The following is a 25,779-nucleotide window of genomic DNA, read 5'->3' as shown; positions in this document are numbered from 1 at the left end:
GGGTGCCCTTTCTTTGTGCTTAAGGTGAGTAAAATTGTTTGTCGGCACATGACCCGCCCTCTGCCAAAATGATGCTGGTCAAATTGGACTGGAGCCGGTAAATTCAGTAATTTAAATAGACAGCTCTGGTTGCAGCTTGCCCACCGAGTCCACCACAGCCGAGGCCCGCTGGTATTTCCCATCCACTTATTATCACCGCTGTATGGATACAGTACCACCCACCACTCGCCGCCCGCAGTTGAGGTACGTCCTTGTCCTGATGGTGAGTTTGCTGTTGCCGGCCTCGGCGGCCCTGGCTCAGAATGTAACGATAACCTCGAGCGAGGATATCGGCGGCCTTTACACCAACCTGACCATTGCCCGGGGCGGCAATGCCACGATGCGGGCCAATGTAAATGTAACCGAAACGTTGCGCGTGGAAGACGGCGGCACCCTGATTACCGATGAATGGCTGGTAGGAGGAGGCGCTTTTGAGTTGCAGGCGGGCGGCACGCTGCACATCGGGGACGCATTCGGCATCATGGCAGCGGGCAGCACCTCGCCTAATGGCGGGAGCATCTATTCTGAGAGCCGCTCGTACAGTCCCGACGCCAATTACGTGTACGATGCAGTAATACGCTTCCAGGAGGCGCCTGTGGTGCAGTATACCGGCTCGGGGCTGCCTGCGCGGGTTCGTAGTCTGATAGCAAACGTGGTGAACTTGCAGGGCACGCCGGGCAACAACATTCTGGCGCTGGAAAGCAACGTGAGCGTTGCCGAAGTGCTGGGCACCTACAACAGTACCATCATCGACCCGGATTTTCTGCTGGGACCGGGGCCAGCCCGTACGATTACACTGCTTTCGGACCCCGTGCGCGGAACCGCCCTGATAATGGATCGGACAGCTAACGGGGTGCCACCGGGGCCGGTCATCACCCGGCCCATCGTCATCCAGCGCAGTATCGACCCGAGTCTGAACGCGGGACTTGGCTACCGCCACCTCGCCGCCCCGGTGCAGGGTGCTTCCGTCGGTATGCTGGCTACGGCCGGTTTCACACCTGTAGTCAACCCCGCTTACAATGGGGCCGCCGCGCCGGGCAGCGTCTTGCCTTTTCCCACGGTGTTCGGCTACGACCAAGCCCGGCTGGCCAGCAGCCCGGCCGTGGGCCTGAGTCCGTTCGATAAGGGCTGGGTTTCGCCGGCCTCCCTCAGCGACCCGCTGGCAGTGGGCCGGGGCTATAACGTGAATCTGCCCGCCAGTAGCATCATTAATTTCCAGGGCGTGCCGAACCAGAGTGACGTAACACTGACGCTGAACCGCGGGTCTGAAGCCGATGCAGGCTGGCAGCTGCTGGGCAACCCGTTTCCTGCGCCGCTGGACTGGCGCCAAGTACCCGTGCCCGCCGGCCTTGATGCGGCGCTTTACGTGTACCAGAGTATTGGGCAGTATGGCGGCCGGTACCGCAGCTACGTCAACGGCATTGGCAACCCCGTGCTACCACTGGGTCAGGGCTTTTTTGTGCGCGTGAGTCAGCCCAACTCGGTAGTGAGCCTGACTTTGCCCAATGCGGCGCGCGTTACCACGTTCGGGCAGGAGCATTCAGAGCCGCCGGGCGCTGAAACCCGGCCCTTGCTGCAGCTGACTCTCGCCCGCGCCGGCTCATCCCTGATCGATGAGACCTACGTGTACTTCGAAGCAGGAGCCACCGCCGACTTTGACGCACGCTTTGATGCGCTGAAGATGCAACACAGCCCCGACACGGTGCTTACACTCTGGACCCTGGCGGCGGGCACCGAGCAGGCTATCAATGGACTCTCTCAACTGACCGGCTCCGCAGTTGTGCCGCTGGGCATGGCCCTGCCGCAGGCGGGCAATTACAAGCTGGAAGCTGCTCAACTATTGAACCTAAGCACGGCCACCGTGTACCTGCACGATACCCTGACCGGGCATGATGTCAATCTGAGCCAGCAACCGCGCTATAATTTCGTGGTGGGGGCGGCCGGGCCACTGAATGGTCGGTTTGAGTTGCGCTTTGAGCCAATAAGCACTAGCGCCAGCGCGGCTGCTCTGAGTGCCGCCAGCGTGCAGCTCTATCCTAACCCAGCCCATCAGCGCTTCAGTCTGCTGCTGCCAGCCGTGCCCGGTGCCAAGAAGGTGCAGGCCACGTTGCTCAATACGCTAGGGCAGGCAGTATGCCGGAAAACGGCACTCCTGCCTGCCGCCGGTACTCATTTTAATTTCGATGTGCGGGACCTGCGGGCTGGTGTGTACGTGCTGCGTCTGCAGGCCGGAGCCGAAGTGTTGGTTAAGCGCGTAGTGGTGGAATAGTGCATAGCCATACCCGGAGTTCTCCGATGGCCTACTTGTCTGCCAACCAGGATTTACATTACCAGCAGTGCGGTATTCGTAAGTTAGCGGGTAGTAATCAACGCTGACCAAACCGGTTTCGTAAGTCACTCATTTATCTGCTATTCGCGGCCCATATGGAAATCACCCCGCATCCCCATTTCTCCGCCACCTACACCGAAAGCCGCGTGTGGCGCGGGCTGGCGGCCGTAGCCATTGTGCTCAATATTGCGCTCAACTATGTGTCGCAGCGCTACCCGTTTAATGGGCAGACCAATGCGGTGGTATCGGGCAAATACCCCACGCTGCTCACGCCGGCGGGCTATGCGTTCAGCATTTGGGGGCTGATATTTCTGAGCTTGCTGGCGTATGCGGTGTGGCAGCTGCTGCCTGCTCAGCGGCACAACCCTTTGCCCAGCGCGGTGGCCCGGCCGCTGGTGGTAGCCAACCTGGCTACCGGTGCCTGGCTGCTGGTGTTTGCCTATGAACTGATGCCCCTGAGTGCGGTGGTAATGCTGATTATTCTGGGAAGCTTGATTGTGGCCTATGGCCGGGCCCGTAGACTGGTGCTACAGGAGCAGAGCCCCGCCATTGGCAGCGTGCCGGTGGCGCTGTTTCTGGGATGGATTTCAGTGGCTACGGTCATCAACCTGACCATTGCTTTGCGGGACCTGGGCTGGCGGCCGGAGCTGAATGTGTCGATGCTGCTGGCTTTGGTGTTGATTGCCGTAATAACCGCCCTGGCTATCCTGGTGGGCAGCGCTTTTCGGGACGTGGTAATTCCGCTGGTAATAGCTTGGGCGCTGGCGGCCATCTGGCTGGCGCGGCGCCCGGAATATCCGGAGCTGGCGTGGGCCGCGCTGGTCGGGGTAGTGCTGGCGGGAGGAGTAGGGGTGGCGCTGGCATTGCGCCGGCGGCGCGTCATAACCGGAGTCTGAATTGTCTGCTTACTTTTGACGCATTCTTTCCTCCATCACTACATCTCCGCTATGCGTAAGAACATCGTTGCCGGCAACTGGAAAATGAACATGACGCTCCAGGATGGCCTGGCGCTGGTTTCCGAAATCACCAATATGGTACAGGATGAGGTAACCGGCTCCGATGTGCAGGTGGTTATCTGTCCGCCGTTTCCGTTTCTGTCGGCCATTGGCAAGCAGCTACCCGCTGGCAGCCAGTTCCACCTGGGCGCGCAGAACTGCCACCAGAAGGAAAGCGGTGCTTTCACGGGGGAGGTTTCAGCCAAAATGCTGCAATCAGTAGGAACAGAATATGTGATTCTGGGCCATTCTGAGCGTCGTCAGTATTTCCGTGAGGATGATGAGCTGCTGAGCCAGAAGCTGAAAGCGGCGCTGGCTGCCGGTCTGAAGCCTATTTTCTGCGTGGGCGAAAGCCTGGAAACCCGCGAAGCCGACGAGACCTTCAAATACATTGAGAAGCAGCTGAAAGACGGCCTGTTCCACCTCTCCAATGAGGAGTTTGAGCAGGTAGTGGTTGCTTACGAGCCCATCTGGGCAATTGGCACCGGCAAAACGGCCACCAGCGCCCAGGCCCAGGAAGTGCATGCCTTCATTCGCGAGCAGATTGCCCGCGCTTATGATGCCGAAGCGGCCCTGAACACTACCATTTTGTACGGCGGCTCGGCCAACGCCCAGAATGCCCGTGAGCTGTTCAGCCAGCCCGATGTAGACGGCGGCCTCATTGGTGGCGCCTCCCTCAAGTCCCGCGACTTCACGGAAATCATCAAGTCGTTTTAGCATAGCCACAGAGTAGCACGAAGCTCCGGCTTCGCGCACGAGCGCAGCGAGTAACAGGCGTCTGCATACGTTAGCACTCGCTCTGCTCGTGCGTGAAGCCGGAGCTTCGCGCTACTTTTCGGCCGGATTCTTGCCCCTGTTTACCTATGCTTCATGCACTTCTCCTTTCTGGTTTTCTGGCGCTGAATCCGTTTCAGCCGGCCCCGGCCGTGCCGTTTGTTGCGGCTGGGCCGGTGGGCTCCATTGATGCTTGCCGTATTTATGGCAGCATCTTCCTGGAAACCTACCCACACCGCCGGGCCCAGTGCTTTGCTACCGTGTATGTGGAGCCGGAAGAAGCCTTTGCCGATGTGCTGGTGTATCAGGAAGACAACAAGCTCTTTGCCGATAAAGCCGGCTTCTGGTACTTCACCAAGGCCCGCGACTTTGCCGATTATGTGCTGTTCGTGACGGATAAGCGTGCTTTAGCCGATTTCAGCATTCAGTATACTAAGGTGCGCAGCTACGCTGGCTGCCGTGCCCAGCGGTAATACGGTATAGTGTTTATTAATAAAGAAGCCCTCCTGCATGATGCAGAAGGGCTTCTTTATGTGCTGGCCGTCTGCCTCCACAATTTTCACCAACTCCACACACCGGTTCTTAGCCTTGCCTTTTGTAAGCCGGAAGTGTTAAGGCCGAGTTTTCCTGCGACCTTTGCAGCGCGGCCAGCCCGGCTGCCCTCCTGGATTTACTTACTCAGAGCTGATGGATTTTATAGAACTGTGCGTGAAGGCGCCACGTGAGCTGGCCGATATTTTAGTAGCCGAGCTGGCCGAAGTAGGGTTTGACACCTTTGAAGACAACGACGAAGGCTTTTGCGCCTACACCACCGAGGACGTATTTAACCCCGACAGCGTAGCGGAAATCGTGAGCCGCTACGAAGGCATTGGCGAGGTAGAGCACAGCCACCGCATCATCACCCGCCAGAACTGGAACGCCGAGTGGGAGAAGAACTTCCAGCCCCTGGTTATTGCCGATAAAGTATCGGTGCGGGCGCCTTTCCACGAGGCCCGGCCCGATCTGGAGCATGAAATCGTGATTATGCCGCGCATGTCCTTCGGCACCGGCCACCACGATACCACGGCGCTGATGATTGAGAATCAGCTTACCATTGACCACCAGGGCAAGCGCGTGCTGGATATGGGCTGCGGCACCGGTATTCTGGCCGTTATGGCCGTGCACCTGGGCGCCGATTACGTGCTGGCCGTGGACGTAGAGCCCTGGACCGCCGAAAACGCCGCCGACAATGCCGCCGAAAACAACGTGCAGGACAAAGTGGAAGCCCGCCTCGGCGACGTTACCGCCCTGGAAGGCGAAGCGCCCTTTGATATCATTCTGGCCAACATTAACCGCAATGTGCTGCTGGAAGACATGGGCGCCTATGTCCAGTACCTGAAACCGGGCGGCCCTATTCTGTTTTCCGGTTTCTATGAAGAAGATTTGCCCCTGATACTGGAGGCCGCGGAAAAGGCTGGCTTCCAGTATGAATCTATGCGCACGCGCAACCATTGGGTATCGGCCATTTTCCGGAAATAAGCCGGATAACCAGGCAACAGGCGAGGGGAGGAGCAGTAGCTCTTTCCCTCGTTTTGTTTGGACCCAACGGGCACTTGCGCCTAAGTTTTTAGCGTTGGGTTGGATAATAGCCAGCCGAAAATTTCATCCACCGGGAATTGTGGGGGTTGGCGGCCGTTTCAAAAAGAATGCGCCGATTTTTGATGAAATTGTAGGCGAATAAGTATGTTCTGACGGTATTGAGTATGAAGCAACTTGTATTTGGATGGCTCTGCGTAATGACCCTGGGAATGAGCACGGTGGTGCAAGCCCAGCAGCCAGCCGCCCCCAAGCCCGGTCAGCAACCGGCCGCCACGGCGCGCCCGCAGGCCGGTAAACTTTCCCAGGAGCCGGAGCAGTTTATCCAGGATGTGCAGGCTATGATGGCCTCTACCAATAATGTGGCGGCCAAAGCTACCGCCGCGCAGCTGCAAAGTCTGTGGGGCTCCAACAAGCTCACGGCCACGCAGCAGCGTGCTATCGTGGCTATTTCGCAGCAGATGCTGGCCAAGAAGTTTCGGCCCAAGCCGCACTTTGAGCTGTTCTTCAATACCATTCTGGCCGGCAGCGCCAGGCAGAACCTCTCTGACCAGCAGATGACGGACTTGCTCACCACTATTGGTAAAACGGTGGAAAAGGAGCCGGTAAAGGAAACGGAAAAGCTGCTGAACACGCTGGCCCAGTTTACCGCCAGCAACATGCTGTACCGCTCGCGCTACAACCGCGTAGAGCTGGTGCGCGGTAGCTTTACCTTCGCCTACAATGAAAATAACCAGCCGCTGACCGAGGCGGTAGCCGCGCCGGCACCCACGCCCGCCGTGGTTACTACCGCGCCGCTGAAAACCTCCGCAAAAGCCGCCACCAAGCCAGCAGCTAAGCCGGCCGCCAAAAAGAAGAACGATGGTTGGGACTCGGCTGACTGGTCTGATTCCGGCAGCAGTGGCTGGGGCAATGATGATGGCTGGGGAGCCCCCAAGAAAAAGGCGGTAACCGTTAAAAAGACGCCGGCCAAAACCGCCGCCGGCAAACCCGTGCCGGTAGTTCGCGAGGTGGAGCCGGAACCGGTAGCCGCGCCCCAATACTTTGATGATTACGCCGCGCCCAGCACCCGCGGGCCTGTTATTGTGCTGAAGGAAGTGGATCTGCTGCTGGGCGGTTTCGGGGGTGATTCGGCGCTGATTACCAAAACCAGCGGCATGCTGGTGCCCCTGCAAACCCGCTTTGTGGGTCAGGGTGGGCAGTATGCGTGGCAGGTAGGGCAGAACCCTGCCACCGCCGACCTCACGCACTACGATTTTGACGTGGCTAAGCCGGAGTTTAAGGCTGAGCCCGTAACGCTGACGTATCCGGCCGTGCTGGAAAACCCCGTGCGCGGGGCGCTGGCGTTCAAAAGTCTCAAGAAAAAGCCCGGCAGTACTGATTCCTCGTTCCCGCGCTTTATCTCCCTCACCAACGATGCCCGCGTCAAGAACATCGGCGACAACATTAAATACGTGGGTGGTTTTGCCCTCAACGGGCAGCGCACCTTCAGCGCCAGCCTGGATGGCTCGCTATCTACCATAAGTGTGCAGGCCGATGGCAAAACCAAGTTCCGGGCCGATGCCCGCGCCTATGAGCTGGGCGATACGCTGATTTCCTCCGCCCGGGCGGCTGTCACCATCTACCAGGCCAAGATTGACTCCCTGTATCACCCCGGCGTGAAGCTGAAGTTCTCCAAGCCCCGGCAGGTGCTGCAGCTGGCCCGGGAAGAGGGCCTGTACAAAACCACCCCCTACGCCGACTCATACCACCAGATTGAAATTGCCACCGAGCTGCTGACCTGGCCTATCAATACGCCATTCATCAACTTCACCATGCTCACTGCCAAAAGCCAGGTAGCGGCCACTTTCGATTCCAAAGAATTCTACACCAATACCCGCTATCAGCAGTTGAAAGGCATCAATAAGATGCACCCGCTGCAAATGGTGGTGGGCTACAGCCAGAGCCACGGCAATACCAAAAACTTCACTGTGAACGACCTGATAGAAACGTATCAGGTGAAGGAACCGAACGTGCGCTCGGCTATGGCGGCCCTGGCCCGGGATGGCTACGTGCGCATCAACCCCAACAGCGACAATATTCTCCTGCTGCCCAAGGCCACGCACTACGTTAACTCAGCGCGGGGCAAGAAAGACTACGACCATATTTCCATTAAGTCGGTGGCCGGCGGTGGGCGCAATGCCACACTGAACATGCAGAACGATGAACTGCTGGTGCGCGGCGTAGACCGGTTTAACTTCTCCGATGACTCCGTCACGGTATTTGTGAAGCCCGACAGCAGCCAGATCCGCATTCAGAAAAACCGCAACATCCTGTTCAACGGTACCATGGTGGCGTCGGCCTTCGTCTTTAAAGGCAAGGAGTTCCTCTTTGACTACGATGGGTTCTACGTGGATATGATGAAGATTGACTCCATCATTGTAAAGGGTAAGAACTCGAAGGGCTCGGTGATGAAAGCCCGCAAGGACACGGACTTCACCCTCACCAACAAAAAGAAAACCTCGGCGGGTAAGCTCTACATCAATCACCCCAACAACAAATCAGGCCGCAAGAAGCTGGGGGCGTACCCTTCGTTTGATGCTACCACCGGTGCCTACGTCTTCTTTGATAAGCCGGAAGTATTGGGCGGCGCCTATGATACCACGGTGTACTTCGATATTCCGCCTTTCCGGCTGGATTCGCTGAACAACAAGAACCGCTCGGCGGTAGGCTTCAAGGGTACCTTCGTATCGGGCAAGATCATGCCGCGCTTTGCTACCAAGCTGGCCCTGCAGGAAGATGGCTCCCTGGGCTTCACCTACAACATTCCTAAGGGTGGCTTCCCACTGTATGGAGGCAAGGCGCAGCTGTATAATCAGGTGAAGATGAGTAACCGTGGTATTCAGGGCATCGGGGAAATAAAGTATCTGGCGGCCACCCTGCAGAGCGACCAGTTTATCTTCTATACAGACTCCGTGGTGACGGTGGGCAAAACCGCCACCCTGGCCGAAGGCCCCTACAAAGGGGCAGAGTATCCCAAGCTGAGCCTGCTGCCCGGCTACCAGATGAAGTGGGCCGTAGCCGCCGACTCCATGTACTTCAGCACGGCCAAATCCAGCACGGCCATGCGCTTTTATGATGGCACCTACACCTACCGTGGCGAAGCGGTGCTGACGCCCACCGGGCTGTACGGCAACGGCCGCATGGAAGGGCCGCAGTCGGTGATTCGCTCCCCCAAGTTCACGTTCCTGCAGCACCACTACAAAGGCAATAATGCGGTGCTGAACATCAAATCCAGTGAGCAGAACAAGCCGGCGGTAACGGCTTCTGACGTGGCTTTCGACTACAACATCAAGCAGGGCTTTGCTGATTTCTCGCCGGAAAAGGCCGGCGTGGCTAACGTAGAGCTGCCGTATACCCAGTACAAAACCTCGCTGAGTGGCGGTAAGTGGGACTTCAAGAAGAAGACTATCATATTCCGCGTAGCAGCGGGCGCCGACTCCACGCGCTCCTTCTTCTACTCCACTAAGCCTGATCAGTACGGCCTGAAGTTTCAGGCGTCCAGCGGCATGTATGATCTGAGCAAGTACCGCCTGCTGGCCGGTGGCGTGCCCCATATTGCCGCCGCCGATGCCTGGATTGAGCCCGACAGCAACAAAGTGTATATCTCGGCCAATGCCGATATGCGCGCGTTCAAGAATGCCAACATCACTATGGACACGCTGCATAAGTACCACCAGCTGTACAAAGGGGAAGTGGATATCCTGTCGCGGCGGTCGTTTGTGGGCAATGCGCTCTACAACTACAAAAATGCCTCTGCCGACTCCTTTGCCATCAAGTTTGAAAACTTCCGGGTAGACTCCGCGCAGGCGCAGGGCGACACCCGCAGCCGGGCCGCTAAGCTGCTGAGTAAGAATGACGGCAGTAAATTCTCGCCGCCCACGCTGGCTACCACCAATATTAAGGCCGAGGATAAATTCCATCTGGCCCCCCGCATTGCGTACCGGGGCAGCGCCGTTATGAACTCCCAGCGCAAGCGGTTTGCCTTTGATGGGCAGTCAAGGCTGGAGTTCAGCAAGAACGCCGCGGCCTCTACCTGGTTTGCGGTGCAGGACTCTATTGACCCCAACCGCATCCGTATTCCGGTAAAAGACCCGAAATCCGACGACGGCACTACCCTGTTCACGGGTCTGTTTATGTCGGAATCCAACCGGGTGTACCCGTTGTTTGTGGGTCCCAAGCAGAGCATCACCGACCAGAATATTTTCCAGGCCGATGGCACGCTGGCCTTCGACCCCAAGTCGCGGCAGTTCCGCCTGGGCCCGCAGGATGAGAGCCCCGATATTCTGCAGGGAAATGTGCTGACGTTTAACGACTCGACAACGGCCATGACCTTCCGTGGCAAGCTTAACCTCATCAACTCCAACAAGGACTACACCATGGAGGCCGCCGGCCTGGGCTATGCCAAGCCCGACAGCAGCCGCTACGAGCTGGATACTTTTATGGCCCTGGATATCAACCTGCCCGAAAAGGCCCTGATTGCCATGGGAGATGATATGGCCCGCTACGCCAAAGGCCTGCCCGAAGCCGTGGATAACTCCCGCGAAATGGCCCTGAAGCTGGGCGAGTTTGTGGGCAGCAAAGATGCCGCCGCCTACATGAACCGCCGGGGTGGCTACACGTCTCTGCAGAAAGTATCGTCTAAGCTGGCGCGCACGCTGGTCCTGAACAAGGTAAACCTGGTGTGGTCGGAGAAGCAGCGGGCGTGGTACTCCACGGGCAAGATTGGCCTGGTGAGCGTTCTGAAGAAGGACATTAACGCGCTGATTGACGGCTACATCGAAATCAAGCACGAATCGACGGGCGACGTGGTGGAAATGTATCTGGAGGCCGAGCCGCAGACGTGGTACTACCTTAAGTATGCCAACAACACCATGCTGGCCAAAGCCCAGCACGGCTCCTTCGATGAGATTGTAGGCTACAAAGCCAAGGGCGACTACAACACGGCCACGGAGTATGGCTTCTTCCTCGGCGACGACCAGACGGTGCAGGAGTTCCTCAACCGCTTCCGCAAAACCTATCTGGGCCTGAAAGGCAAAGAAGCCGCCAAGAAAATTGTTACCACCCAGCCTGAACCTGACCCTGCTGTAGAAGAGGAAGGCAAGAAGAAAAAGAAGAAAAAAGGCTCGGAGTTTGACGTTTCCAACACCGACCAGCAGCCCACCGATGCGCCCACCGATGATGCACCGGTAGACCGTAAGAAAAAGAAGAAAAAGGACGACGACCAGGCTCTGATTGATGCGGCTGCCAAGGAGGCTGCCGGCACTGCGCCGGTAGAGGAAACCACCAAAAAGAAAAGCAAAAAAGAGGCGAAGGCCGATGCCGAGAATCCGCCCGCCGATGCATCAGCAGCGCCGGTAGAAGACACGAGCAAAAAGAAGAAAAAGAAGAAAAACGAAGACGACCCCTTCGGCGACCAGTAAAGTAAACAAACAGCCCCGCTCCGCACCGGACCGGGGCTGTTTGTTTATGATAAGTAGCGCGAAGCTCCGGCTTCGCGCACGAGCAACGCGAGTTCCAACGCGTAGGTGCAAGTGGCGCGGTTCCGCCTACTCGCGTTGCTCGTGCGCGAAGCCGGAGCTTCACGCTACCATGCAACCGTTATATTTGGCTTCATTCGGCCTTTCTCCCCGCTGCCTATTTCCCATCGTTACGCTCTCTTTGTATGAATCTGCCCATCGTCATCGGCCTGCTGGTGGCCGCTTACCTGGTTGGCTCCATTCCCACCGCGCTGTGGGTGGGTCGCTGGTTTTTTGGCCTCGATATCCGGGAGCACGGCTCGGGCAACGCCGGCGCTACTAATACCTTCCGGGTGCTGGGCAAAAAGCCCGGCTCCTTCGTCATGGCTGTAGATGTGCTGAAAGGTTGGGCTGCTACTTCTCTGGCTACTGTCATGATGCAACAGGGCGCCATTCAGCCCGGGCAGCTGCTCTACTTTCAGTTGGCCTGCGGCGTGTTGGCCGTGCTGGGGCATATCTATCCCATCTGGGCGGGCTTCCGGGGCGGCAAAGGCGTGGCTACCGTGTTGGGCATGATGCTGGCCATTGCCCCGGCAACCGTGGGCGTGTGTATTCTGGTCTTTATTGTGATGCTGGTGCTGTTCCGCTACGTCTCGCTCAGCAGCATGACGGCGGGCGTAGTGTTTGCCTTGCTGCAGCTATTTCCCCCATTTCAGCCGGATAATAAGCTGCTGCTCTGGTTTGGCTTTGTACTGGCCGGGCTGTTGATTTACACGCACCGCGCTAACATTGGACGGCTAAGGGCCGGTACGGAAAGCCGCGTGCCCATGCCGTGGGATAAGAAGTAGAGGCTACTTATAGCTTATTTATGCGAGCACCTGACTCTGTTGATATGAATTTGAATTATATCTGATTGACACGAAATGGGAGTCGTGTGTATGTATTAGCCTGATGCCTTTAGAGGTATATACACTAAGTAGCTGCTAGTTGCGCCACTGATATGAGTTTAAAAGAAGCTGACACAGAGCCTAAAGTAAGGAGGCCTAGGGTAAGGCAGCACACGTTGCTTACTTACTGGCCAAAGTATGGGGCACCAGTTATGTTCCTTCTGGCAATCATTGCTACTGCCCTAATGGTGCAGTGGGGGAAACTTCCATCTGAAGTCAGTATACCCGTCATATTATTCCTTTCCCTGCTACTAATATTTTCTGTAGTACTGAGCTACTTATTTCATTACGTGTACCTGACGGATGAAGAATTGGTGGTTAAGCGCTATAGCCAAGAAGTATTCTACCCACGTGCTGCCATCAAATCCATTCACTGCATTTTTTCCATTCTGTACGCTATAGAAACATCCGATGGGCAGAGACGCTTGTTCCTGCCCCGTTTGTCACAAGTACACAAGGATATATTTAATTTTTAAGGTGACGGAAAAATTTTATTCTCCCCCTCACTGATCTGCTACTTTTACATCAGCATTTCCACCCAATCTCCTCTGTATGGCTTCTTACCTCGAACAGAATAAAGACCGTTTTCTGAGCGAACTGCTCGACTGGCTCCGCATCCCTTCGGTTTCCGCTGATCCTAAGTTCCACGGCGACGTGCTAAAGGCCGCCGATTACCTGAAAACGCGCCTGGAAGAAGCCGGCATGGAGAATGTGGAACTGTGCCAGACGGCCGGTTACCCCATCGTGTACGGCGACAAAATCATAGACCCCAGCCTGCCCACCGTGCTGGTGTACGGCCACTATGATGTGCAGCCCGCCGACCCGTATGAGCTGTGGACCTCACCGCCCTTCGAGCCTGTTATTAAAGACGGTAAGATTTACGCCCGCGGCGCCTGCGACGACAAAGGCCAGGTGTATATGCACGTAAAAGCCTTCGAGATGATGATGCAGGAAGGTGGCGCACCCTGCAACGTGAAGGTGATGTTTGAGGGCGAGGAGGAAGTAGGCTCCAGCAACCTGGGCATCTTCGTGAAAGGCAACAAGGAGAAGCTGAAGGCCGATGTAATCCTGATTTCGGATACCGGTATTCTCTCCAACGACCAGCCCAGCATTGAGGTAGGTCTGCGTGGCCTGAGCTACCACCAGGTAGAAGTAACCGGCCCCAACCGCGACCTGCACTCCGGCCTCTACGGCGGGGCCGTGCCCAACCCCATCAACGTGCTGTGCAAGATGATTGCCTCCCTGCACGACGAGAACAATCACATTACCATTCCCGAGTTCTACAACAACGTAGCCGTACTCAGCGAAGCCGACCGTGCCGAGCTGAACCGAGTGCCGCACTCCGACGAGGAGTTCAAGGAGAGCATCGGCCTGAAAGATATCTACGGCGAAAAGGGTTACACCACCGTGGAGCGCATCGGCATCCGGCCCACGCTGGACGTAAACGGCATCTGGGGTGGCTACACTGGCGAGGGCGCCAAAACGGTTATCGCCTCCAAAGCCTACGCAAAAATCTCTATGCGCCTGGTGCCAAATCAGACCTCAGATGAAATTACGGCGCTCTTCCAGAAGCATTTTGAGAGCATTGCCCCCGCCAGCGTTACGGTAAAAGTAACCCCGCACCACGGCGGCGAGCCCGTGGTAACGCCCACGGATTCGGTAGCATATCAGGCTGCCGCTGACGCATTGGAAACCACCTTCGGCAAAAAGCCTATTCCAACCCGGGGCGGCGGTTCTATTCCTATTGTGGCCATGTTTAAGTCAGAACTGGGCCTGGATACCGTGCTGCTCGGCTTCGGGCTGGACTCGGACGCCATTCACTCGCCCAATGAGCACTACGGCGTGTTCAACTTCTTTAAAGGCATTGAAACCATTCCACATTTCTACCGCAACTATGCGACGGGCATGAAAAAGTAGTAGCAGTACTATAAAAAAGCCCCGGCATCCATTCAGATGCCGGGGCTTTTTAGTGCTTACCAGGTACGCAAGGCTAGCGGCCGTTGAAGGAGTAGGTGAGGTAAAGCTGAAAGGCGCTGTTGCGAATGTTGCGCTGCACCGTGGCGCTGCCCACCGTGGTGGCTTTTTCTATGTTGGTGATGCCTCCATTATAGCGCAGCCCAATGCCAGGGCCCGTTTTGCGCTGATACCCCAGACCTGCAGCATATCCCAGATCGAAGGTATTGTACCGGCTTTTCCGGTCGTAGGTAACGGTATTGTACTTGTCTTTGGCTGACACTAGGAAGCCCAACTGCGGCCCGGCTTCAAAAAATAAGCCATTGGCATTTACGTGCAGCATCAATGGCACATCTACGTAGCCCAGGTGCGTGTCGTGCGGGTTGGGAACAGAAGGAATTTCGGCCCCTTTCTGGGAGTACAGCAGTTCGGGCTGAAAGGCCAGCATATCGGTGAAGCCAATGTTTGCGAAGCCACCCGCCTGAAAACCAAAAATCGACTTGGCGCTGCCTGCCTGCTTGCCCACAAAGGAGGACAAAGTGCCGCCCGCCTTCAGGCCTAATGATATGTCGCTTTGTGCCTGGGCTGTGCCAGCCAGGCCGGCCAGCAGCATAAAAGAGAGAAATGCTTTCTTCATGGGAAATGAAAGTCAGGGTGACATACTGTACTGGTGCGAAACTACGCCGAAAACCTTCGATGCTTATTCCCGGGCAACAAAAAGCCCCTTTCCTTGGTGGAAAGGGGCCCGGTTTGCAGTAGCCGCGAGGCTTACTTATTGCCAATCAGGTAGCCCAGGGAAACCTGGAAGGCGGAGTGACGGGCGTTTTTCAGGTCACCGTTGAAGTAAGTGTCGTTGTCGCTCTTCACCAGGTCGCTGAACGCGCCAGTGTAGCGCAGGCCCACGCTTAGGCCGTTTTCGGCCTGGTAGCCCAGGCCGGCAGCGTAGCCCAGCTCCGTGCGGTTCAAACCGCTCACGTCGTTCTGGTTTTGCGCCTCATAGGTATCTACTTTGCCGCTCACCGTGTTAGTGCGGGTGGTTTTGGTTTCGTTGCTAGAGCTGAGCAGGTAGGATATCTGCGGGCCGGCTTCAAAGTAGAAACCATCGGCATTGATCTTAGCCAGAATAGGCAGGTCCAGGTAGTTGTAGTTTACCTTGCCTTCGCGCTTTTCCTTGTAGCCGATGCCGGCAATAGTATTGTCGTACTCATTAGGCTTGTTTTCAAAGCCTTTCTGCGAGTACAAAAGCTCCGGCTGAATGGAGAAGAAATCCTCCACGATAGGGGCATTCAGGATAATGCCACCCGCAAAGCCGAGCTTGTTATTATAAGTATTTTCGTTTTTGATGTTGCCGGACAGGTTGCTATAGTTAGCGCCGGCGCGCAGACCCAAACGCACACCCTGGGCTTGGGCTGAAGAAAAGGCCGCGGCTGAAAGCAAGGCGGCTACGAGAACGGTGGACTTTTTCATAAGGTCAAATACGAATTAGGGAAATGAAATCGTATGGCGGCCTCTATTCGAAAAATGTGCCAATATGCTTGAGCTTGGCATGAGTGGCATAAAAAAAATCCTGCTTTCCCGGGAGGAAAGCAGGATTTTGAAGGATAAATAGCTGATTGTTAATACCTGCTGCGGTTGCGGCGGGCACGGTTAAATGATGGGTTATCACTGCCCAAAAACAGATAGCCCACCTGCGCTTGTATCACGGAGTTGTATTTATGTAAGGTGATGTTGCCGTTGTCTTCCATCATAGAAGTTACGTCACGATTATAGCGCAGCTCAAAGTTTAGCCCAGTTTCCGACTGATAGCCTACCCCGGCCGTAGCGCCGAAGTTAACCGGCCGGTAACTGCCTCTGCCGGAATTAGAAGTAAGCAGAATATTGGCCTGCGGGCCCAGCACCAGAAACGGACCCTCCAGATCCAACCGGGCCAGCACGGGCACATCCAGATAATGGATGGTGGATTTAGAAGTGCCCTCATTGCGGCTGGTGCCCTTCATGGAATACAGCAGCTCAGGCTGAATGGACAAAAAGCCATTGGGGGAGGCCGGGAAGTTTACCAGAAGACCACCCAGTCCGCCAAGCTTGAGCTTATTGGCGTCCGGGGCATCGGAGCCGACGATATTGCTCAGGTTAGCCCCGGCTTTTATTCCAAATATGGTTTTTTGTGCCTGCACAGCACCAGTAGTAAAAAGCGCAGCAGCTAGGAGAAAAACGGCCTTTTTCATGCAAAATCGAAGAACAGAGGGGAAAGAAAAGTTCGGGGATGAGGACGAGAGCGGACGTTGCAACAGAGACTGAAAGGTGCTGCAGGAATTATGCCAGTATTCAGAAATTACGATGAAACAGAAAGGCGCTTACTCTCCGAAGAAAGTAAGCGCCCAAGTGTGTTTTGCTTGAAAAGCTACTGCTTATTTAGCACCAAAAAGGTAGCCTACTGAAGCCTGGAACACCGAGTTACGGGAGTTCTTCACATCATTATCCTGATAGCCATCTTTCGCGAAGTCAGTGAAAGCACCATTATAGCGGATGCCCACCAGGAAACCGGCGGTAGACTGATAGCCTAGGCCGGCAGCATAGCCAAGTTCGCTACGCTTCACGTTGTCCAGGTTTTCTACGCCTTCGGATTTTTGGTAAGTGTTCCCGTTAATGGAGCGCTCCGTTTCATCCTTCACTTTCAGCAAATAGCTGTACTGTGGGCCGGCTTCGAAGAAGAAGCCATCGGCGTTAATTTTCAGCAGCACCGGTACATCAATGTAGTTGTAGGTACGGTCGCCTTTGTACTTATACTTGTTGCCTGCAATGGTGTACTCATTATCGGCGTACTGGAAGCCTTTCTGCGAGTACAGCACCTCTGGCTGAATGGAGAAGAAGCCATCATCCGTAACGCTGAAATTGGCCATGAGGCCACCGTGGCCACCAAACTTGCTTTCGTAGCGGTCCTCATCGGTCAGGTCGCCGGAGAGGTTGGAATAGTTTACACCGCCTTTAATACCCAGACGCACACCCTGAGCCTGGGCATGTTGAGCGGAGAAAGTAACGGCAGCAAGGAGAGAAGCGAGTAAGATTGTTGTCTTTTTCATGGTGCAACAAGGGTTTAGTGAACATTGCACATCGGTACCCCAACCCGGGGTTCCATGGGGCCTTAAACGGAGAAATTATTAATGGATACATATTGCCGCAAAAAAAAATGGCCCAGCCGTTCGGCCAGACCATTTTCAGAGGAAGATAACCTCCTGATTATTTGCCCAGTTGCAGCAGGTAGCCCAGCTGTAAAATAACAGCGTCGTTATAGCTCTTGGGCTTGCTCTCAATGGCATCGGTGTCCAGTACGCTCTGAAAGCCGCGGTTATAGCGCAGGCCAATGGTCAAGCCATTGCGGGACTGGTAACCTATGCCAGCCAGGGCGCCATATTCCCACTTGGCCACGTCTGCGCTGGCATCGGATGAAGCCTTGGTGGTGGACTCCTTGCGGCTGTCGGAGAACTTGCTGTAGGTTTCGGTATCGGTGCTGCTGCCCATCAGGTAGCCTACCTGGGGTCCCAGCTCAATATATACGCCCCCATTGGTATTCACGCGCACGGGAACGGGAAAATCCAGGTAAGAAAGAGTGCGGTCTACGGTATTGATGCGCAGTGTTTCGCTTTCGCCCAGCTCCTTAGTGTTGAGGGACGTTTGCGTGAGCTTGTAGCCTTTATGATTCAGCTGCAGCTCGGGCGCTACCGTGAACAGGCCGGTGCTGGAAAGGGGAATGGTAGCCGCCAGACTCACATTAAAGCCCGTGTGCCGGTCGCCCAGCTGCACCCGGTAGTTGGGGCCGGCCAGCATATCCAGCTCGTTGCCCGTCAGGCGGGCCAGAGTTGCGCCGGCTTTCAGGCCCAAACGGGGCTTGCCAGGATTTTGGGCGTGGGCCACCGAGGCCAAAGCGGCGAGAACAACTGCCAATACGGCCTTCTTAACCATGCGAAAGAGAAATTGCGGTGAATGATACAGGAACCCGCGGCCTATTGCCCGGCGGAGCCCAATGAAAAGACAATGTTACGGCAATGGCGTGAGTTGACCACACCCGGCTGCCCTGGTAAGATTGATTTTACCCCCAAGGCGTTGCAGGGCACACCAAGTAAAGCAGCGGCTCGTATTTTTGAGCGTTGGCTAACTCTGATTCCACTATGCGCGTTTGGGCAGCACTTTCCGTAGTAGTGGGGCTGCTGAGCGGGGGCGCAGGCCCCGTCAGAGGGCAGGCTCCACGGGCTCCCCTAGTGGGTGGCCTTTACGCGCAGGGAGGCTTTATAGTGGCGCACTCGCCGCAGGTGCGGCATCTGGTGCGGGCGCATCCTACCGGCCTGGAACTGAATCTGCAGCGCCAGACCACCGGCCTCGCTCCCTGGCATGCCTGGTACGGTTACCCCAAAATAGGCGTGGCGCTGGTGTATTACGATTACCATAACCCCGTGCTGGGGCGCAGCTACGCGGCTTCCTTTTACCTCAATAAAACGTATTGGCGCACTACCCGGCAGGAGCTTAATTTCCGGTTAGGAACCGGCGTGGGATGGTTTACACAGGGATTTTCGCAGGAATTCAACCATAAGAACACCTTGGTTAGCTCCCGCGTCAGCGCTATGCTGCAGGCCCGCGTAGAGTACGACCGGGCGCTGTCCCGGCAGGTAGGCCTGCTGGTAGGAGTGGGGCTGAATCATTTTTCCAACGGCGCAACGGCTAAGCCCAATCTGGGTATCAATATTCCCACCGTCGTGCTGGGCCTCAACTTCCATCAGCAGCGCCCCTTCCATCCGCTGGATGTACCCCCACCTCTAGAGCCTACAGACATTGGCCACAATTTCCTGAACCTAAGCACCAGCCTGGGGCTGAAGCGCCTCAATGAAATTGATCAGGAAAGCTATTTAGTCAACTCCGTTTCGGTAGTAGCCGGCCGGCGCCTCAATCGTAAAAGCAACCTGCTCGCAGGTCTGGAAGGCTTCTACGACCGGTCTCTCCGGGCTGAGCAACGGGACACCGCCCGCCAGGACGCGCCTTTGGTTGACGTAAAAAAAGCCGGCGTTTTTCTGGGCCACGAGCTGCTGTTTGGCCGCCTGGCGCTGGTTACGCACTTGGGCGTGTACGTGTACAACCCCTACAAATCCAACAACTTCTACTACGAGCGAGTGGGGCTGAAGTACCACTTCACCAACCGCCTGTTTGGGGCCATAGACCTGAAAGTGCACCGCGGCGCGGCCGATGTGCTGGAGTGGAAAGCCGGGATAAAGCTGTAATAGCTGCCTTCTATTTGGCGGCCAGGAGCGCCTGATTAATGCGTTTTACTATGGCGGGCCCTTCGTAAATAAACCCGGTATAGAGCTGCACCAGCACCGCGCCGGCTGCCAGCTTTTCCAGTGCATCCTGCGCCGAGTGAATACCGCCCACCCCAATGATGGGCAAGGCGCCATCACTACGCCGGTGCAGGTAGCGAATAACTTCGGTAGCGCGCTTCCGCAACGGCTGCCCGCTTAAGCCACCCGCTCCCAGGCTGGCCACGTGCTGCGGACTGGTGCGCAGGCCTTCCCGACTGATGGTAGTATTAGTAGCTACCAGCCCGCTGAGGTTGGTTTCGCGGGCAATCAGCAGAATATCGTCGAGCTGCGTGTCGGTCAGGTCGGGGGCAATTTTGAGCAGCAGGGGCCGTGGTTTGGGCAGCGCCTGGTTGCGTTCCTGCACTTGCTGCAACAGTTGAATCAGCGGTTCGCGCTCCTGTAGCTGGCGCAGGTTGGGCGTATTGGGCGAGCTGACATTCACCACAAAGTAGTCAACTACCTCATGCAGCGCCTCCACGCAGGCCACGTAATCCTGGGCGGCCTGCTCATTGGGGGTGTCTTTGTTTTTGCCGATGTTCCCGCCGATAATCATATCAGAGTGGCGGTGGCGCAGGCGCTCTGCGGCGGCGGCGGCACCAGCATTATTAAAGCCCATGCGGTTTACCAGCGCCTCATCCTGCGGCAACCTGAACAGGCGTGGCTGCGGGTTGCCGGACTGCGGGCGGGGCGTTACAGTGCCAATTTCCACAAACCCAAAGCCCAGCGCCGCCAGCTCGTCCGTCAGCTCCGCATTCTTGTCAAAGCCAGCCGCCAGCCCCACCGGGTTCCGGAACTTCAGCCCGAACACTTCCCGCTCTAGCCCCGGATTCTGGTAGTCATAAAGCCCCCGCAACAGCGCCAAACCGCCCGGCACGCGGGCCATCCGCTTCAGGTTATCGAATACCAGATGGTGCGCCTTTTCGGCATCCAACTGGAAAAACAGTGGCTTCAGCAGGGCTTTGTACATAGCGGCACAAAGCTACGCAATGGGGAGGAATGAGAAGTAAGCCAGTTCAACTTACCCCCTACTGTCATCCTGAGCTTTGCGAAGGACCTTATCAAGTTAGAACGAGTCGTTGTTTCGATTTCGTGCTAGCGGGAGAGGGTCCTTCGCAAAGCTCAGGATGACAGATGATTTGATTGAATTTACTGTTTACCCTGCCCAGCCTTCTCTATCGAGGCTGCGGTATTGAATGGCTTCGGCTAAGTGCTGAATCTGGATTTCCTCCGAAGCGGCTAGATCCGCAATGGTGCGGGCTACTTTCAGGATTCGGTCGTAGGCGCGGGCGGAGAGGCCAAGGCGCTCCATGGCGGTTTTCAGCAGCAGGCGGCCGGCATCATTTATCTGACACAGGTCCTTCACCATCTGCGGGGGCATCATGGCATTGGAGTGGATTTCGGGGAAATCCTGGAACCGCACGGCCTGTCGTTCCCGGGCCGTGGAAACGCGCTGCTGAATGTCGGCGCTGGTTTCGGAGCGGCGGGTTTCCGTCATTTGGTCAAAGGAAACCGGCGTTACTTCCACGTGCAGGTCAATGCGGTCCAGCAGCGGGCCGCTTACCTTATTGAGGTAGCGCTGCACCACACCGGGACCACACACGCATTCCTTTTCCGGGTGGTTGTAGTAGCCGCAGGGACACGGGTTCATGCTGGCTATCAGCATGAAATTGGCCGGAAAATCAATGCTGATTTTGGCGCGGGAAATAGTCACGCGACGCTCTTCCAAGGGCTGGCGCATCACCTCCAGCACCGTGCGCTTAAACTCCGGTAGCTCATCCAGAAACAGCACCCCGTTGTGCGAGAGGGAAATTTCGCCCGGCTGCGGATTGCCGCCGCCGCCTACCAGGGCCACATCGGAAATGGTATGGTGCGGAGCTCGGAATGGCCGGGAGCTGAGCAGCGAAGCATTAGTACCCAGCTTGCCCGCTACGGAGTGAATCTTGGTGGTTTCCAGCGCCTCATGCATCGTGAGGGGCGGCAGAATGCTGGGCAGGCGCTTGGCCAGCATGGTCTTGCCGGCACCGGGCGGGCCGATCATTATCACGTTATGGCCGCCGGCCGCGGCTATTTCCAAGGCCCGTTTGATGTTCTCCTGACCCTGCACATCGGCAAAATCGGCGGCGTACTGGTTGGCGGCGTGCTGGAAAATGTCGCGTGTGTCCACCTTCACCGGCGCAATATCCTGGCGGCCCTCGAAAAAGTCGATGGCCTCCTGCATGGTTTCCACGGGAATCACATCCAGGTTATTGACAATGGCCGCTTCCTGCGCGTTTTCCTTCGGCAGGATAATGCCTTTAAAACCTTCTTTGCGGGCCTGAATGGCAATGGGCAACACCCCACGAATAGGCCGCAGACCGCCATCCAGGGCCAACTCGCCCATAATAATATAGTCGCCCAACCGCTCGGTGGTCAGCTGTTGGGAGGCGTGCAGAATGCCCAGGGCAATAGGCAAGTCATAGGCGGAACCTTCCTTGCGCACATCGGCCGGGGCCATGTTTACCACCACTTTGGTGCGCGGCATCCGGTAGCCCCTGAACTTGAGGGCGGCTTCTATCCGCTGCTGACTTTCCTTAATAGCATTGTCGGCTAGGCCCACCACATAAAAATTCGTCCCTTGGGATACAACTACTTCAATAGTAATAGTATTGGCATTGACACCCTGCACGGCCGAGCCGTAGGTTTTTGTAAGCATACAGTGGGGGGTAAAGATAGCGCGGTTCAGAAACCGAAGATACTAGGATAGAGTGCCCCGTGTTACAAAAAAAGCCGGCTACAGGAGCCGGCTTTTTTCTGTAAAGCAGTTGCTGAACTACGCCACCAGCTGCTCAATGAGCATAATCATGATGTGGATGGCTTTGATGTGGATTTCCTGAATCCGGTCGGCGTAGCCGCTGTGCGGGGCCCGGATTTCCACGTCGCTGAGGTGGGCGAGCTGGCCCCCGTCTTTGCCGGTGAGGCTAACCACCCGCATGCCGGTGGCTTTGGCGGCCTCGGCGGCCAGCAGCACGTTGGGCGAGTTGCCGCTGGTGCTGATGGCCAAGAGCACGTCGCCGGGGCGCCCCAGGGCCTGCACGTAGCGGCTGAACACATGGTCATACCCAAAATCATTAGCTACGCAGCTCATGTGGGAAGCCTCCGTGAGCGGAATAGCAGCCAGCGCGGGCCGGTTCTGGCGGTAGCGGCCGGTGAGCTCCTCGGCAAAATGCTGCGCATCGCAGAGCGAGCCGCCATTGCCGCAGGTCAGGATTTTGCCGCCGCCGCGCAGGGAATCCGCCATGAGGCGGGCGGCCTGCTCAATGGCTTGCAGATTGGCCGGATCGGCCAGAAAACGGTCGAGCACGGAGCGGGCTTCCGTCAGCTCGGCCCGGATAAGGTCAGAAAGAGATTCAGTCACGGCGTAAAATTACCGTACCGGCCGCTCATCTGCATCAGGCGCGGCCGGCGGGATAAAAGAATTTGGCTTTTGAAGCGGCTCATTCGTGAGGCTGGGGTCTTCCTGCGGGAATACCGGCCGGTGCACCTCCGGCGCTGGCGCAGGGGCGGGAGGGGCGGTATAAGCAGGATCCGGGTAGGTGGTGGTTCCGGTAGCTACCGTTGGGCGCTGCTGAAACTCCCGCTCGCGCAGCTCCATCTGCTGGTCGTAGAGGCGGGCTTTCAGCTCGTTGATTTTGCCTTCGTGCTGGGAAATATTACGGCGCAGCATGGTGCTGTCCAGGTTTTCAACCAGCAGCTGCACAGCCAGTAGCACCACTGCTACAATAAACAGAACCCAATAAAATGTACTCAGGTCCGTGCTAAGACCGAAGGCACCGGCTACCCCCTCACGGGCTGCGGGGCTGAGAATAAATAGCAGCGCCAGGAGCAGATACACCATTACCAGGATGGTGACGAGGCGTTTGAGAGCAAGCATGGGAAAGGGGCTTAGAGAGAGTATAAAACGAACAGCAATGGCCCGCCACAGTGGCTTGGCGAATTAAATATAGGAGATATCCAATTCAGCAGCACTGTGGGCCGTAGCGCCCGTCTAAACGCAAAGTCCCGGTTCCGCGTTGGCTTAGGCTAACGCCACGTTGGTTTGCATCTGGCTCAGGCGCTGGTAAAGGCCGCCGCGCTGCAGCAATTCATCGTGGGTGCCGCGCTCTACAATGCGGCCGTGCTGCAGCACTACAATCTCATCGGCGTGCTGCACGGTACTCAGGCGGTGGGCAATAACCAGGGAGGTGCGGTTCTGCATCAGGCGCATCAGCGCTTCCTGCACCAGCTTTTCACTTTCAGTATCGAGGGCGGAAGTAGCTTCATCCAGAATGAGAATAGGCGGATTGCGCAGCACGGCGCGCGCAATGCTCAGGCGCTGCCGCTGCCCGCCAGAAAGGCGCGTGCCCCGGTCGCCGATGATGGTCTGGTAGCCTTCCGGGGTACTCATAATGAACTCGTGAGCATTGGCAATGCGGGCGGCGTTCATCACTTCTTCTTCGGTGGCCTGCGTCTGGTTGAAGCGGATGTTGTTGAAGATGGTATCGTTAAACAGGATGCTTTCCTGGGTTACGATGCCCATCTGGTCGCGCACGGAGTGAATGGTGCAGTCGCGCACGTCGTGGCCATCAATCAGAATTTGGCCACCGGTGGGGTCGTAGAAGCGGGGAAGCAGGTCAGCCAGCGTGGATTTACCGCCGCCCGAGGGTCCCACCAGCGCCACGGTTTTGCCTTTAGGAATAATAAGGTTGATGTCCTGCAGAACGGGCTGGTCGCCGTAGGTGAACTGCAGGTTGTGAAGCTCAATTTCCTTCTCAAAAGCGGGCAGCAGCTGCGCATCGGGCTTGTCCCGAATCACCGGCTCCGTATCAATAATGCTTAGTACCCGCTCGCCGGCCACCAAGCCGCGCTGAATGTTGCCAAACGCCGACGACAGCGCTTTGGCCGGCGTGAGCACCTGCGAAAACAGTACGATATAGGTGATAAACGATTCACCTTCCAGATCAGAATTACCGCCCAGAATGAGGGTGCCGCCAAAGTAAATCAGGCCCGCAACTACCAGCACTCCGGCAAACTCGGAGAAGGGAGAAGCCAGGTCCCGGGTATTATCAATGCGGCGCGAGGTTTTGGCGTACAGGTCGTTCTGCTGCTCAAACTTCTCCTTGATGTAGTCCTGCGCATTGAAGGCTTTAATCACGCGGATGCCGCCCAGCGTCTCATCAATCACGGAAAGCATAGAGCCCAGCGTGCTCTGGCTGGTTTTGGCCTGGGAGCGGAGCCGCTTGGCCAGGCTGGCAATAATTCCCCCGGATATCGGCAGCAGCACCAGCGTAAACAGGGTGAGCTTAAACGACATGTAAAACAGTACCGCGAAGAAGGCCACAATGGTCAGTGGGTCACGGATGACGGCCGTGAGGGTATTCACCACGGAGCCTTCCACCTCCTGTACATCGTTGGTAAAGCGTGACATCAAATCACCTTTGCGGCCGGTGGCGAAGTATCCCAGCTGCAGCTGAATAACGCGGTGGTAGAGCGCCCGGCGCATGTTGCGGATAACGCGGGCCCGCACCCGGGCTACCAGCCGCAAACTCAGGTAGCGGAATACGTTGCTGAAAAACACCGACACCACCAGTACCAGGCACACAAAAAGCAAAGCCCCCATCTTACCCTGCGTGGCAATAACGTGCGCAAAGAAGTAGTTGAAGGTGCCGGTAACGTAATCGAGGGTGGGGGCGAAGCCGGGGAGGTGGTCCGGCGCGTTCATCTGCACCTTGCCCGTCTTGTCAAACAGCACTTTCAGCAAGGGAATAATCAGTGCAAAGTTGCCAATGCTGAAAATGATGCCCAGGATGGTGTAGAGAAAGTAGAAGGGCAGAAAATCGGCGTAAGGCCGCGCGTACTGCAGAATGCGGAGGTAGGTCTTCATGGAGGCTGCAAAGGTAACCCCCGGATTCCGATTGCGGCCCGGCCGTTTCGCGCTTCCGGTGCTACTCCACGTTGAACACGGCTACTACCTCAATCTGCCCCAGAATATGCTGGTTGAACTCGGCCAGCTCTTCGGCCGGCACCCACAGCTCGTCGTGCTCGGGCCCGCCCACGTTCTGCACCGGGAAGGTGGCGGCGTAATCGGCATCCACGGCAAAGCGCAGCACGTAGCCGATGCCGTAGTAGGGCACGTGCCAGTCGCGGGCAATCTGGCTGGCGTAGGCCTCATGCAGCACCGGGTAGAAGAAGGGCTGCTCAGGCAGGCGCGGCGGAAAGGCCAGCCAGTTGGCGGCGGCTATTAAATCCAGCTCCTGCTGATTGACCGGCCGAAAAAGCAGCAGCGCGGCGGGGTCGTGGCGCATAAAC

Annotated in this window: 20 protein-coding genes; 9 read left to right on the top strand and 11 right to left on the bottom strand. The window is 56.8% G+C overall.

From position 1 onward, the window contains the following. The first annotated feature begins 238 nt into the window (after window positions 1-238). From AM218_RS12185 to AM218_RS12145, 8 genes are all read left to right on the top strand, one after another. The gene (locus AM218_RS12185; protein WP_197273963.1) at window positions 239-2,308 is read left to right on the top strand and encodes a T9SS type A sorting domain-containing protein; all 2,070 of its coding nucleotides are present in this window, start codon (window positions 239-241) and stop codon (window positions 2,306-2,308) included. A gap of 155 nt (window positions 2,309-2,463) precedes the next feature. Continuing rightward, window positions 2,464-3,264, top strand: coding sequence for a TspO-related membrane protein (locus tag AM218_RS12180; protein WP_054414105.1), 801 nt, complete (start codon window positions 2,464-2,466; stop codon window positions 3,262-3,264). 51 nt (window positions 3,265-3,315) lie between these two features. Continuing rightward, window positions 3,316-4,080, top strand: coding sequence for a triose-phosphate isomerase (gene tpiA, locus AM218_RS12175; RefSeq protein ID WP_054414104.1), 765 nt, complete (start codon window positions 3,316-3,318; stop codon window positions 4,078-4,080). Between the two features lie 146 nt (window positions 4,081-4,226). Next, window positions 4,227-4,610 (top strand): 7(1) septoil knot domain-containing protein, encoded by a 384-nt coding sequence (locus AM218_RS12170; protein WP_071843777.1) that lies wholly within the window; start codon window positions 4,227-4,229, stop codon window positions 4,608-4,610. A 214-nt stretch (window positions 4,611-4,824) separates the two neighbouring features. Further along, the gene (gene prmA / locus AM218_RS12165; protein ID WP_054415562.1) at window positions 4,825-5,655 is read left to right on the top strand and encodes a 50S ribosomal protein L11 methyltransferase; all 831 of its coding nucleotides are present in this window, start codon (window positions 4,825-4,827) and stop codon (window positions 5,653-5,655) included. A 224-nt stretch (window positions 5,656-5,879) separates the two neighbouring features. Next, window positions 5,880-11,174, top strand: a complete 5,295-nt coding sequence (locus tag AM218_RS12160; RefSeq protein ID WP_157547649.1) for a hypothetical protein — start codon at window positions 5,880-5,882, stop codon at window positions 11,172-11,174. Window positions 11,175-11,416: 242 nt separating this feature from the next. Beyond that, on the top strand, window positions 11,417-12,058 hold the full coding sequence (plsY, locus tag AM218_RS12155; RefSeq protein ID WP_054414102.1) for a glycerol-3-phosphate 1-O-acyltransferase PlsY: 642 nt from the start codon (window positions 11,417-11,419) through the stop codon (window positions 12,056-12,058). A gap of 651 nt (window positions 12,059-12,709) precedes the next feature. Further along, complete coding sequence (locus AM218_RS12145; RefSeq protein ID WP_054414100.1) at window positions 12,710-14,074, top strand: dipeptidase; 1,365 nt, start codon at window positions 12,710-12,712, stop codon at window positions 14,072-14,074. A gap of 73 nt (window positions 14,075-14,147) precedes the next feature. On the opposite strand, the gene AM218_RS12140 is transcribed toward AM218_RS12145, so the two are convergent. From AM218_RS12140 to AM218_RS12120, 5 genes are all read right to left on the bottom strand, one after another. Further along, the gene (locus tag AM218_RS12140; RefSeq protein ID WP_054414099.1) at window positions 14,148-14,747 is read right to left on the bottom strand and encodes a porin family protein; all 600 of its coding nucleotides are present in this window, start codon (window positions 14,745-14,747) and stop codon (window positions 14,148-14,150) included. 131 nt (window positions 14,748-14,878) lie between these two features. After that, entirely contained in the window at window positions 14,879-15,577 is a 699-nt protein-coding gene (locus AM218_RS12135; RefSeq protein WP_054414098.1) for a porin family protein, read from the bottom strand. Between the two features lie 149 nt (window positions 15,578-15,726). Beyond that, window positions 15,727-16,335: a porin family protein gene (locus AM218_RS12130; protein ID WP_054414097.1), complete on the bottom strand. Its 609-nt coding sequence runs from the start codon at window positions 16,333-16,335 to the stop codon at window positions 15,727-15,729. 183 nt (window positions 16,336-16,518) lie between these two features. Further along, window positions 16,519-17,190, bottom strand: coding sequence for a porin family protein (locus AM218_RS12125; protein WP_071843776.1), 672 nt, complete (start codon window positions 17,188-17,190; stop codon window positions 16,519-16,521). A gap of 157 nt (window positions 17,191-17,347) precedes the next feature. Further along, entirely contained in the window at window positions 17,348-18,070 is a 723-nt protein-coding gene (locus AM218_RS12120) for a porin family protein (protein ID WP_054414095.1), read from the bottom strand. Between the two features lie 206 nt (window positions 18,071-18,276). On the opposite strand from AM218_RS12120, the gene AM218_RS12115 reads away from it, so the two are divergent. After that, window positions 18,277-19,377, top strand: a complete 1,101-nt coding sequence (locus tag AM218_RS12115; protein WP_082318208.1) for an acyloxyacyl hydrolase — start codon at window positions 18,277-18,279, stop codon at window positions 19,375-19,377. 10 nt (window positions 19,378-19,387) lie between these two features. On the opposite strand, the gene AM218_RS12110 is transcribed toward AM218_RS12115, so the two are convergent. The 6 genes from AM218_RS12110 to AM218_RS12085 form a co-directional block, all read right to left on the bottom strand. After that, window positions 19,388-20,422 (bottom strand): quinone-dependent dihydroorotate dehydrogenase, encoded by a 1,035-nt coding sequence (locus AM218_RS12110; RefSeq protein ID WP_054414093.1) that lies wholly within the window; start codon window positions 20,420-20,422, stop codon window positions 19,388-19,390. A 186-nt stretch (window positions 20,423-20,608) separates the two neighbouring features. Then, window positions 20,609-22,147, bottom strand: coding sequence for a YifB family Mg chelatase-like AAA ATPase (locus tag AM218_RS12105; protein ID WP_044511689.1), 1,539 nt, complete (start codon window positions 22,145-22,147; stop codon window positions 20,609-20,611). A 117-nt stretch (window positions 22,148-22,264) separates the two neighbouring features. After that, window positions 22,265-22,849 (bottom strand): D-sedoheptulose 7-phosphate isomerase, encoded by a 585-nt coding sequence (lpcA, locus tag AM218_RS12100; protein ID WP_054414092.1) that lies wholly within the window; start codon window positions 22,847-22,849, stop codon window positions 22,265-22,267. Window positions 22,850-22,858: 9 nt separating this feature from the next. Next, entirely contained in the window at window positions 22,859-23,365 is a 507-nt protein-coding gene (locus tag AM218_RS12095; protein ID WP_054414091.1) for a hypothetical protein, read from the bottom strand. A gap of 144 nt (window positions 23,366-23,509) precedes the next feature. Then, window positions 23,510-25,354 (bottom strand): ABC transporter ATP-binding protein, encoded by a 1,845-nt coding sequence (locus AM218_RS12090; RefSeq protein ID WP_054414090.1) that lies wholly within the window; start codon window positions 25,352-25,354, stop codon window positions 23,510-23,512. A 61-nt stretch (window positions 25,355-25,415) separates the two neighbouring features. Then, window positions 25,416-25,775: a hypothetical protein gene (locus AM218_RS12085; RefSeq protein WP_054414089.1), complete on the bottom strand. Its 360-nt coding sequence runs from the start codon at window positions 25,773-25,775 to the stop codon at window positions 25,416-25,418. Between the last annotated feature and the right edge of the window lie 4 nt (window positions 25,776-25,779).

Source organism: Hymenobacter sp. DG25A (assembly GCF_001280305.1).
Taxonomy (GTDB): domain Bacteria; phylum Bacteroidota; class Bacteroidia; order Cytophagales; family Hymenobacteraceae; genus Hymenobacter.
This window is presented reverse-complemented; position numbering and strand designations above follow the sequence as displayed.

Excerpts from the sequence above, each read along its gene's own strand:
- tpiA (WP_054414104.1), top strand. The coding sequence starts at position 3,316 with ATGCGTAAGAACATCGTTGCCGGCAACTGGAAAATGAACATGACGCTC.
- AM218_RS12140 (WP_054414099.1), bottom strand. The coding sequence starts at position 14,747 with ATGAAGAAAGCATTTCTCTCTTTTATGCTGCTGGCCGGCCTGGCTGGC.
- AM218_RS12160 (WP_157547649.1), top strand. The coding sequence starts at position 5,880 with ATGAAGCAACTTGTATTTGGATGGCTCTGCGTAATGACCCTGGGAATG.
- AM218_RS12120 (WP_054414095.1), bottom strand. The coding sequence starts at position 18,070 with ATGGTTAAGAAGGCCGTATTGGCAGTTGTTCTCGCCGCTTTGGCCTCG.
- prmA (WP_054415562.1), top strand. The coding sequence starts at position 4,825 with ATGGATTTTATAGAACTGTGCGTGAAGGCGCCACGTGAGCTGGCCGAT.
- AM218_RS12095 (WP_054414091.1), bottom strand. The coding sequence starts at position 23,365 with ATGCTTGCTCTCAAACGCCTCGTCACCATCCTGGTAATGGTGTATCTG.
- AM218_RS12125 (WP_071843776.1), bottom strand. The coding sequence starts at position 17,190 with ATGAAAAAGACAACAATCTTACTCGCTTCTCTCCTTGCTGCCGTTACT.
- AM218_RS12135 (WP_054414098.1), bottom strand. The coding sequence starts at position 15,577 with ATGAAAAAGTCCACCGTTCTCGTAGCCGCCTTGCTTTCAGCCGCGGCC.
- AM218_RS12090 (WP_054414090.1), bottom strand. The coding sequence starts at position 25,354 with ATGAAGACCTACCTCCGCATTCTGCAGTACGCGCGGCCTTACGCCGAT.
- plsY (WP_054414102.1), top strand. The coding sequence starts at position 11,417 with ATGAATCTGCCCATCGTCATCGGCCTGCTGGTGGCCGCTTACCTGGTT.
- AM218_RS12110 (WP_054414093.1), bottom strand. The coding sequence starts at position 20,422 with ATGTACAAAGCCCTGCTGAAGCCACTGTTTTTCCAGTTGGATGCCGAA.
- AM218_RS12105 (WP_044511689.1), bottom strand. The coding sequence starts at position 22,147 with ATGCTTACAAAAACCTACGGCTCGGCCGTGCAGGGTGTCAATGCCAAT.
- AM218_RS12180 (WP_054414105.1), top strand. The coding sequence starts at position 2,464 with ATGGAAATCACCCCGCATCCCCATTTCTCCGCCACCTACACCGAAAGC.
- AM218_RS12130 (WP_054414097.1), bottom strand. The coding sequence starts at position 16,335 with ATGAAAAAGGCCGTTTTTCTCCTAGCTGCTGCGCTTTTTACTACTGGT.
- AM218_RS12170 (WP_071843777.1), top strand. The coding sequence starts at position 4,227 with ATGCTTCATGCACTTCTCCTTTCTGGTTTTCTGGCGCTGAATCCGTTT.
- AM218_RS12085 (WP_054414089.1), bottom strand. The coding sequence starts at position 25,775 with ATGCGCCACGACCCCGCCGCGCTGCTGCTTTTTCGGCCGGTCAATCAG.
- AM218_RS12145 (WP_054414100.1), top strand. The coding sequence starts at position 12,710 with ATGGCTTCTTACCTCGAACAGAATAAAGACCGTTTTCTGAGCGAACTG.
- AM218_RS12115 (WP_082318208.1), top strand. The coding sequence starts at position 18,277 with ATGCGCGTTTGGGCAGCACTTTCCGTAGTAGTGGGGCTGCTGAGCGGG.